Below are 9,144 nucleotides of genomic sequence, written 5' to 3' on the forward strand. Positions count from 1 at the left end.
CGGGTTGATGAGCGTTTGGAGCCCTCTCGCCGACCCGGTTTGTCGCAGGGCGTCGGATCGCGGAGATACGGCGGTCGGGGCGCAGCGGTTCCGGCGCCCTGTCCGGTGAGGCCGGTCCGCGTGGTGCCGGCGTCCTTGCCGTCGTACGGGCGCGGGACGTGTACGTCTGCGGTGTGCCTTGCGGGCTCGGTGAGGCGGCCTCGCTGAGGTCGCCTCACCGTCCCGGACCCGAGTCTCGCGAGGGTGCGCAGAAGCCCTCGTAGCTCGAACATTCCGATCCCCCGTCTGCCGGTTGCCTTTCTCGAGGACCCGTACGCCGCCGCCGAGGCGAGCCCTGCGTGGTCCTGAGAGAAGCCTGCGGCATGTGGAGCCGAAATCGGGAGGATAGCCGCGTACTACACCCCTATGGGTGGCGGAGTTATCCACAACTACGCAGTACTCCACAGAAATTGGAGGCTTTGAGCGGTACTTCCGCACTTGCTGCACGGTGGGGTTCGTCGGCGGCCGCAAAGACTGCCGGCAGAGTCCTGATCCTTGGCGGAGCGCACCGCGGGACGCGAGTGTCCCGCGGTGCGCGGAGAGGCGGATGTCGTGCATGAGACGCACATCACCGTGGTGGGAAACGTTGCGACGCCGGTCGACTACCGGGAGACGGCCAACGGCGATCGCGTGGCGAGGTTCCGGTTGGCCTGTACGGTGCGCCGCTTCGATCAGCGGCTCGGCGTGTGGGTGGACGGCCACACGAGCTTCTACACGGTCTGGGCGCGCCGCGGCCTGGCGGCGAACGTCGCCTCGTCCGTGTCGATCGGTGAACCCGTCATCGTTCAGGGGCAGTTGCGGATCAGCGAGAAGGACGGCGATACGCGGAAGTTCGTCGCGGCCGATCTCAGCGCGCATGCCGTCGGACATGACCTCTCCAGGGGAACTTCTGCCTTCGTGCGCGTGTCTCAGGCCAAACAGGTGCCCGTAGCCTCAGGTGAGCGGCCGTCGGCCCGACGGAGTGAGGTGGCTGACGGGCCGGCTGCGGAGTATGCGGAGGTGTCGATTCCGGGGCGGCCCGGGGCGTCTTGAACGTCCCGGTCCGTCGGATTCAGTGATAACGATTCTGAGTCGGAATCGCCGGTGAGGTGTGAATGCGGGCGGGTCGGCTCTCGGTGATCTTTAGCATCCCTCGCGTACCGATGGGGGGTTGAGTTCTTTGCAGACGGGGCGTCGGACTCACATGCGTCCGTTCCGTCCGGAGGGGAAGACGATGACTTCTGCACGCAGGCGACCGCTCGATCGCCGTGCCGCCGTAGCCGTGGTCTCCGGGGCCTTGTTCGTCTCCGGTGTCGCCGCTGCCGGCCCGGCAGCCGCAGGGCAGGGGGAGGGGAATCCACGCGGAGCGACGGCAACCCTCGACGGCCTGAACACGTACGGCAAAGCAGTCGTGCAGGAGGAGGGCGGCAACCGCGACATCAGCGCCGGCCTCTCCGAGATGACCGTCGAGGACGGTGGCAGCCTCCAGAGCTACAGCGTCGACATGCTCAACCCGACCAGGGAGCAGGCGGGTTACGAGGAAGCTTCCTGGGGGACTTCCTCCCTGCACCACAACAAGGCGGCGGGCAAGATCCGTTGGATCGTCGAGAACTCGTTCCCGCAGGTGAACGATTTGCAGGCACTCGCCAGGCAGGCCAAGGTAAAGCGGCTCACACCTGAACTCGCCGCGGCGGGAACGCAGGTGGCGATCTGGCGTCTCTCCGAGGAAAGTTCCGCCGGCGGCGCCAAAGTGAAGGCTGCCGAACCGGCGGCGAGGAAGCTCACGGACTACCTGGTGAAGGCGGCGAAGCCGATGCCGGAACCGCGGCCTTCGCTCGAGCTCGGACCGGTGGAGACGGCGGGGATGAGCGGGGACCGGCTCGGACCTGTCACGGTCCGCACCACCGCCCCCGTGGTCTCGATCGAGGCCGATCCGGACGCCGTCGCGCGGGGGGTGCGGCTCGTCGACAAGAAGGGTGACGAGGTCGAGACCGCCTCGAACGGCACGAAGGTCTACTTCGAGGTCCCCGAGGGGTCGGAGAGCGGTACGGCCTCGCTGGCCGCGCAGGCGTCGGCAAAGATCCCGGTGGGGCGCGTCTTCACCGGGACGGGAGAGCACGCACGTACGCAGACCCAGATACTCGCGGGAGCCAGCAGCTCCACCGTCTCCGGCTCTGCCTCGGTGAGTTGGGCCGAAGAGGGGCCCGTCGCCGCGGTCTCCAGCGCGAAGAACTGCGACGAGAGCGGCGTGGACATCACCGTTGCCAACGGTGGCGACGAGGAGTTCGGCTTCACCGTCGGCGAGCATGAGTACGTGCGGGAGTCCGGGGAGTCGGGGGCGGAGACCGTCCCGGTCGAGGAGGACCAGCCCTACCGAATCGCGGTGAACGTGCCGGACGGGACCGACCGTGTCTTCACCGGAGTCCTGGACTGCGCGACGGCGAGTGCCGTGCGCGCGGAGGAGGGGAAGGGCCTCGTCGCCTCCGCAGCCACTCCGAGTCCGGCTACGGTCGGCGGGGGTGGTCTCAGCCCGGACGGTGCCTCCTCGGATCTCGCGGAGACAGGAAGCAGCGACACTCCGCTGTTGATCAGTATCGCGGTCGGCCTTGTCGTGGTCGGTGGTACCGCGTTGATGATCGTCCGGCGGGCAAGGCAGTAGGTTCGTCGGCAGCCTGGTCGTCCGGCGTGTGTCGTTGCCTCTCATCCGCAGGATGTACAGAGCGCGAACGTCCGTATCGGCGCTCGTGTCGGATCCGGAGCTACGAGGCGCGGCGCCCGCGTCGGGTGCGGTGTTGAAGGTCGGGCGCGGTGTTGAAGATGGCACCGCGCCCGCATGGGGAGCTGTGTGTCGCAGGGACGGTGGTTGCCCGGATTCGGGCATGACTGGCGAATCCGGGAGTATCGGAGATCATCTACATCTGCGACGTACGGGAGAAAGGGGAGCGGCATGCTGGCGTGAGCTGCCCCGTTTCGGCGGAGACGCCGGTGTGCGGCAAGATGGGGGGAGCTGAACCCCGTGGTGACACCGCGGGCCGCGCAGCGGCGGAGCCGCTGACGGTCACCGCGTCGGCCAAGGCGTGCCGACCGAAAGGGGGGAGGCGCCAGACCGACTCGCGGCGCAAGCCGCATGCTGATTGGGCGGCGCGAGCCGTACAGATATCCGCGCGGTACCACCGACCGTGCGCAGACACTTACAGATTGCCGGACGGTTCCTCTTGGCTGAGTACATCTACACCATGCGCAAGGCGCGCAAGGCACACGGCGACAAGGTGATCCTCGACGACGTCACCCTGGCCTTCCTGCCCGGTGCGAAGATCGGCGTCGTGGGCCCCAACGGTGCTGGTAAGTCCACGGTTCTGAAGATCATGGCCGGTCTTGAGCAGCCGTCCAACGGCGACGCGATGCTTTCGCCCGGTTACAGCGTGGGCATCCTGCTCCAGGAGCCGCCGTTGGACGAGTCCAAGACGGTCCTGGAGAACGTTCAGGACGGTGTCAGGGAGACGAAGCAGAAGCTCGACCGCTTCAACGAGATCGCCGAACAGATGGCGACGGACTACACGGACGAGCTCATGGAGGAGATGGGCAAGCTTCAGGAGCAGCTCGACCACCTCAACGCCTGGGACCTCGACTCCCAGCTCGAGCAGGCGATGGACGCCCTCGGCTGCCCGCCCGGCGACTGGAGCGTCACCAAGCTCTCGGGCGGTGAACGGCGCCGAGTCGCTCTCTGCAAGCTGCTGCTCGAGCAGCCCGACCTCCTCCTGCTCGACGAGCCCACCAACCACCTCGACGCCGAGTCGGTGCAGTGGCTGGAGCAGCACCTCGCGAAGTACCCCGGCACCGTTGTGGCGATCACCCACGACAGGTACTTCCTGGACAACGTGGCCGGTTGGATCATGGAGCTCGACCGCGGCCGTGCCATCGGCTACGAGGGCAACTACTCCACCTACCTGGAGAAGAAGCAGTCCCGGCTGAAGGTCGAGGGCCAGAAGGACGCCAAGCGGCAGAAGCGCCTCAAGGACGAGCTGGAGTGGGTCCGCTCCAACTCCAAGGGCCGGCAGGCGAAGTCGCGTGCCCGTCTGGCGCGGTACGAGGAGATGGCCGCCGAGGCGGAGAAGACGCGGAAGCTCGACTTCGAGGAGATCCAGATCCCGCCGGGCCCCCGCCTGGGCAACGTCGTCGTCGAAGTGGAGCATCTCCACAAGGCGTTCGGGGAGAAGGTGCTCATCGACGACCTCTCCTTCTCGCTTCCGCGGAACGGCATCGTCGGGGTCATCGGCCCGAACGGCGCCGGTAAGACGACGCTCTTCAAGATGCTCCAGGGACTCGAGGAGCCGGACGCGGGGACGATCAAGGTCGGCGACTCGGTGAAGATCTCCTACGTCGACCAGAACCGGTCGAACATCGACGGGAAGAAGACGCTCTGGGAGGTCGTCTCCGACGGCCTGGACTACATCAATGTCGGCCAGGTCGAGATGCCGTCGCGGGCGTACGTCAGCGCGTTCGGATTCAAGGGCCCGGACCAGCAGAAGCCCGCAGGCGTGCTCTCCGGTGGTGAGCGCAACCGGCTGAACCTGGCGCTCACCCTGAAGCAGGGCGGCAACCTGCTGCTCCTCGACGAGCCGACCAACGACCTCGACGTCGAGACCCTCTCCTCGCTGGAGAACGCGCTCCTCGACTTCCCCGGTTGCGCCGTGGTCGTCTCCCACGACCGCTGGTTCCTCGACCGCGTCGCCACCCACATCCTCGCGTACGAGGGTGAGAGCAAGTGGTTCTGGTTCGAGGGCAACTTCGAATCGTACGAGAAGAACAAGATCGAGCGCCTCGGTCCGGACGCCGCTCGTCCCCACCGGGCCACCTATCGGAAGCTCACGCGGAGCTGAGCGTGCGCCACATATACGAGTGCCCGGTGCGCTGGTCGGACATGGATGCGTTCGGACACGTCAACAACGTCGTGTTCCTCCGGTACTTGGAGGAGGCCCGTATCGATTTCATGTTCCGACTGGCGCGACGGGAGGAGCCGTCCTCGTTCACGGGCGGCTCCGTGGTCGCACGACACGAGATCGACTACGTCAGGCCGCTCGTTCACCGGCACGAGCCGGTGACCGTGCAGACCTGGGTGACGAAGCTCGGCGCGGCCTCGATCGACCTTGCGTACGAGGTGGGGGAGGACGATCCGGCGGTGCGTCCCTACGTGCGGGCGAGCAGCGTCGTGGTCCCGTACGACCTGGAGAACGAGCGGCCGAGGCGGCTGACGCCACACGAGAAGTCGTTCCTTGAGGGGTACTTCGATGACAGCCACCTCGGTTAGTCGTCTCCGGCTCGCGGAGCCGGAAGAGGCCGCTGGGCTCGCGGCGTTCCTCGGGCGTCTGCTGCGTTGGGAGAAGAGCGCGGCCGTGCGGGTGCGGGCGGCCGGCGGTGTCGTCGGTGTCTTCGCGAAGCCGGCGCGGTTCGAGGTGCTTGCCCTGCGAACGGCGCGGCTCCGCGAGCCGGTCGAGACCGATGTGACCGTCTCTGCCGGGGAGTTGCTCGAGCGGATCGACGAGGAGCGCGGTGGCGTCTCCTTGCCCGACGAGGTGACGGGCCCGTCGTGGGCGGGTGTGCTGCCGCCCGACAGCGGTTGGACGAAGTTCGCCGAGGCGCCCTCGGACGCGGTGCGGTCGGTCGCCGTCGCAGCGGTGGGGGAGTTCAAGGAGCGGGCCGAAAAGCTGAGTGAGAAGGAGCGCACGCGGCAGGTCCTCGATGCGTTGGCCGAGGAGATCTGGTCGCGCCCGCTCGGTCGAACCGGATTCCCGCTGCGGGCGGTGCACGCGGGGCACGCTCTCGGTCTGTTGCAGGGTGGCGAGTCCGTCTCACTGCTGCGGGCGCGCGGGTGGTTGCGGCTGAGCAGTGCGCACGGGTCCGTCGTCCTGCGTGACGCCGCGGAAGCGGGTACCGGGCTCGGCCTGAGCGTCACGCCGGTGTGATTCGGCGGGGTGGTGATCGAGGCCAGCCGCTTTGTGCTCCGCCGGTGGCGTACGGGTGACGTGGCCGCGCTCGCCACGATCAACTCCGATACCGAGGCGACGCGTTGGATCGGGGTCGGCACGGTGCGGGACGTGGCGCAGACGCAACGGTCCGTCGCGGCGATGGAAAGCGAGTGGGAGGAGCACGCGTTCGGGCTCGTCGCCCTGAAGCGCGCTCCACGGGGGAACTCGCCGGCTTTACAGGGCTCCCCGTTCCGGAGGTTCTGCTGTCGGTGGAAACCGGCCGGCGATTGGCGCGCTCCTCTGTTGGTGCGAGGATTCGCCACGGAGGCTGCACGGGCGGTGCTGCGGTCCGCGCTTCACCGACCGTAGGTCGACCGGGAACGTGAGCATCGCCCAGGGTGGGAAGCGACGCTTACGAGCGCGACATGGCGAAGCTCGGCACGCGACCGGGCTCCAGGACGGCGCCCCGACACGCGGACGCCCTCTACGCGTCCACACGTTGTCGGCGCTGAGTACCGGGCCGTGTGACCGTGTCCGGAGGTCCTGCCGGGCCGGTGTGTCAATCCGGTGAGTTGACCATGGACGCGGCCGCGTACACCAGGTAGTCCCAGAGTTGCTGCTCCAGTTCGTCGGGGAGTTCCAACTCGTCGACGGCGGTGCGCATGTGGCGCAGCCAGGCGTCGTGCGCGGCGCGGTCGACCTTGAACGGGGCGTGCCGCATCCGCAGCCGCGGGTGGCCGCGCTGGTCGCTGTATGTCCGGGGCCCGCCCCAGTACTGCATGAGGAAGAGAACGAGCCGCTCCTCCGCCGGGCCGAGGTCCTCCTCCGGGTACATCGGCCGGAGCACGGGGTCCTCGGCGACGCCCGCGTAGAAGCGGCGTACGAGCCGACGGAAGGTCTCCTCTCCGCCGACCTGTTCGTAGAACGTCTGTGACTGCAGGCTCCCGCGCCGGATCTCCATGCCCCCATGGTCGCAGACGGGGGGCCGAGGACCGGAGTCCTCGGTCCTTTCCGGCGCCGGTCGGCCCGGGCCCCGTACAGAGGGCGGGGGACGGCTGCGTCGGGCGTCAACTCCGCGGCAGGTGTCCGTAGTCGGTCGTGGTCGAGTGTCTGCTGACGAGGCCGAGGCAGACGCTCAGGAATCTGCCGACGACGCATTGTGACCGTTCCGCTCCCGGAAGCGGACACGCTCCGCTCCGCCCTCGCGCCCGTGGCGTGGAGGGCGCACATTGGAAGGGTGAACGAGGCGTCCGAGCTGGTCCGCCGCATCGAAGCGGGCGGCGGACTCACCGACCCTGCCTGGCGTGCCGCCTTCGAGGCCGTACCCAGGGAACTCTTCGTGCCCTACTACTACCTGCCGGCGATCGGCGGCTACCGCAGGCTGTGGCGGAACGACCCCGACCCGGGCGAGCGCCGCCGATGGCGGGAAGGCGTCTACGAGGACGCACCGCTCGCGATCCGCGTCCGCGACGGCGAACTCGTCTCCTCCAGCAGCCAGCCCTCCCTGATGGCGCTCATGCTGGAGGCCCTCGACGTCCCCGACGGAGCGGACGTGCTGGAGATCGGCACCGGCTCGGGCTACAACGCGGGGCTGCTCAGCGAGAGGCTCGGCGACTCCCACGTCACCACCGTCGACCTCGATCCGGCGCTCACCGAGACGGCGGCGACGCACCTCGCGGAGGCCGGCTATCGGCCGCACGTCGTCACGGGCGACGGTGCGCAAGGCTGCACCACGTACGCGCCGTACGACCGCATCATCGCCACCTGCGCGGTGCAGACGGTGCCGTACGCCTGGCTGACGCAGTCCGCCGACGGCGCGCTCGTGCTCACCCCCTTCGCGACGGGGCTGCTCCCGCTGCGGATCGAGCGGGGCGATGAGGGCGAAGTACGCGGCGAGGGACGGTTCTTGCAGACCCCCGCCTTCTTCGTCCCGCTGCGCGGTGGGCCTCCTCCGTGGGAGACGGGCGCGGAACGGCCGAAGGGCGTTCCGCGTGGGGCCTGGGTGGACGACTCGTTCCGCTTCGCGCTCGCCCTCCTCGGCGGGGCGGCTGAGCCGGCCGAGATCTTCGACGTATGGCGGAGTGCGGGGCGGCCCGAACGGGAGCGGTACGGGGTGACGGTCAGTGGCGAGCGGCAGTGGGCGTGGCTCGATTCGCCCACGGGGGGCCACGCGTGGGAGTTGCGCTCGGAGGAGGCGTAACCGCGCGGCGCATCGACCGGCTCCTGTCGTCTGGACAGGCAAGCGGCGGCTTCGATTCCGTTGGCAACGAGGGCAGTTGACACGATCGGGTGACGCGCCCTCAGCTCTCGCTCGGTGCGAAGGGGAACCGGAGGTGTGGCCCAAGCGTGATGAAAGAACGGGAAGGGGCGCGCTAGTGTGCCTCTCCTGGCCGTGGTTCCGGGGTTTCAGCCGTCTCCGTGGGGAAGCGGGGAGCTGTCGGGCCGCCTCTTTCCGTCGGGCAGGGGTGCCGTACGCGAGTCGGAGCAGTGCTGTGCGGGTGTCGGTCCCTGCGGCCATACTGCGGGTTGTGTGCTCGTAACCGAAGCGGCAGTTGAGCCGTCGGGGACGGGAACGCCGCCAGTGACCAAGGGGGAGGTCTCCAAGCCGTGACACAACCGACCGCAGCGCCGCCTGCACCGCCCGCTCAACCCGCCGTTGCACCTCCGGAACCACGGGAAGCCGAGCCACGCGGCGGCCCTTCCTGGCGGAGCGCGAGCAGAAGGCTGCGCGCCGAAGCCACGACGGAGCCCGGACGCCTCCGGCTGATCGGCGCCGTGCTCGCCGCGCTCCTCGTCGTCTTCGGCGGGATCACCGCCCTGCAGGTCTCGGAGCGTACGAGCGCGGCCGGAGATGTCGTGGAGCGGAGCCAACCCCTCAGCGCGGACGCGGCGAAGATCTACCGCTCCCTCGCCGACGCCGACACCTCTGCCTCCAGCGGCTTCCTCGCCGGGGGCGACGAGCCGCGCAGCGTGCGCGCAAGGTACGAGAAGGACATCCGGGAGGCGTCGGAGCTGCTCGCGGGCGCCGCTTCCAGCAGCGACGGCTCCCGCCCGGCGGACCGCCAGATCGAGGTCCTCAACAAGGGACTCCCTGTCTACACCGGCCTCGTCGAGTCGGCGCGTGCCAACAATCGGCAGGGCCTGCCGCTCGGCGGGGCGG

The 9,144-nt window shown here is 68.8% G+C and carries 8 protein-coding genes and 1 pseudogene; 8 read left to right on the top strand and 1 reads right to left on the bottom strand.

Going from position 1 to position 9,144, the window contains the following annotated elements; genetic code table 11:
- The first annotated feature begins 591 nt into the window (after positions 1–591).
- The 6 genes from UWG_RS0118560 to UWG_RS34270 all read left to right on the top strand — a co-directional run bounded on the left by UWG_RS0118560 (position 592) and on the right by UWG_RS34270 (position 6,353).
- A complete protein-coding gene (locus tag UWG_RS0118560) occupies positions 592–1,071 on the top strand; it encodes a single-stranded DNA-binding protein (RefSeq protein WP_033196235.1) in 480 nt (159 codons plus the stop codon).
- Between the two features lie 181 nt (positions 1,072–1,252).
- The gene (locus tag UWG_RS0118565; protein ID WP_237720150.1) at positions 1,253–2,677 is read left to right on the top strand and encodes a thioester domain-containing protein; all 1,425 of its coding nucleotides are present in this window, start codon (positions 1,253–1,255) and stop codon (positions 2,675–2,677) included.
- Positions 2,678–3,233: 556 nt separating this feature from the next.
- Positions 3,234–4,898, top strand: a complete 1,665-nt coding sequence (gene ettA / locus UWG_RS0118570; RefSeq protein ID WP_016908717.1) for an energy-dependent translational throttle protein EttA — start codon at positions 3,234–3,236, stop codon at positions 4,896–4,898.
- A 2-nt stretch (positions 4,899–4,900) separates the two neighbouring features.
- Complete coding sequence (locus tag UWG_RS0118575) at positions 4,901–5,326, top strand: acyl-CoA thioesterase (RefSeq protein WP_016908718.1); 426 nt, start codon at positions 4,901–4,903, stop codon at positions 5,324–5,326.
- Complete coding sequence (locus UWG_RS0118580) at positions 5,307–5,981, top strand: DUF8010 domain-containing protein (RefSeq protein WP_029391568.1); 675 nt, start codon at positions 5,307–5,309, stop codon at positions 5,979–5,981. Before UWG_RS0118575 ends, UWG_RS0118580 begins: the two co-directional genes overlap by 20 nt.
- 60 nt (positions 5,982–6,041) lie before the next feature.
- Positions 6,042–6,353, top strand: coding sequence for a hypothetical protein (locus UWG_RS34270; RefSeq protein WP_420235634.1), 312 nt, complete (start codon positions 6,042–6,044; stop codon positions 6,351–6,353).
- A gap of 190 nt (positions 6,354–6,543) precedes the next feature.
- On the opposite strand, the gene UWG_RS0118590 is transcribed toward UWG_RS34270, so the two are convergent.
- Positions 6,544–6,945, bottom strand: a complete 402-nt coding sequence (locus UWG_RS0118590) for a globin (RefSeq protein WP_016908720.1) — start codon at positions 6,943–6,945, stop codon at positions 6,544–6,546.
- A 276-nt stretch (positions 6,946–7,221) separates the two neighbouring features.
- On the opposite strand from UWG_RS0118590, the gene UWG_RS0118595 reads away from it, so the two are divergent.
- Together UWG_RS0118595 and UWG_RS30430 are read left to right on the top strand one after the other, a co-directional pair.
- A complete protein-coding gene (locus tag UWG_RS0118595; RefSeq protein WP_050988611.1) occupies positions 7,222–8,184 on the top strand; it encodes a methyltransferase domain-containing protein in 963 nt (320 codons plus the stop codon).
- Between the two features lie 407 nt (positions 8,185–8,591).
- Positions 8,592–9,144: pseudogene (locus tag UWG_RS30430) on the top strand (hypothetical protein); the annotation flags it as partial.

This window comes from Streptomyces xiaopingdaonensis (assembly GCF_000262345.1).
GTDB lineage: Bacteria > Actinomycetota > Actinomycetes > Streptomycetales > Streptomycetaceae > Streptomyces > Streptomyces xiaopingdaonensis.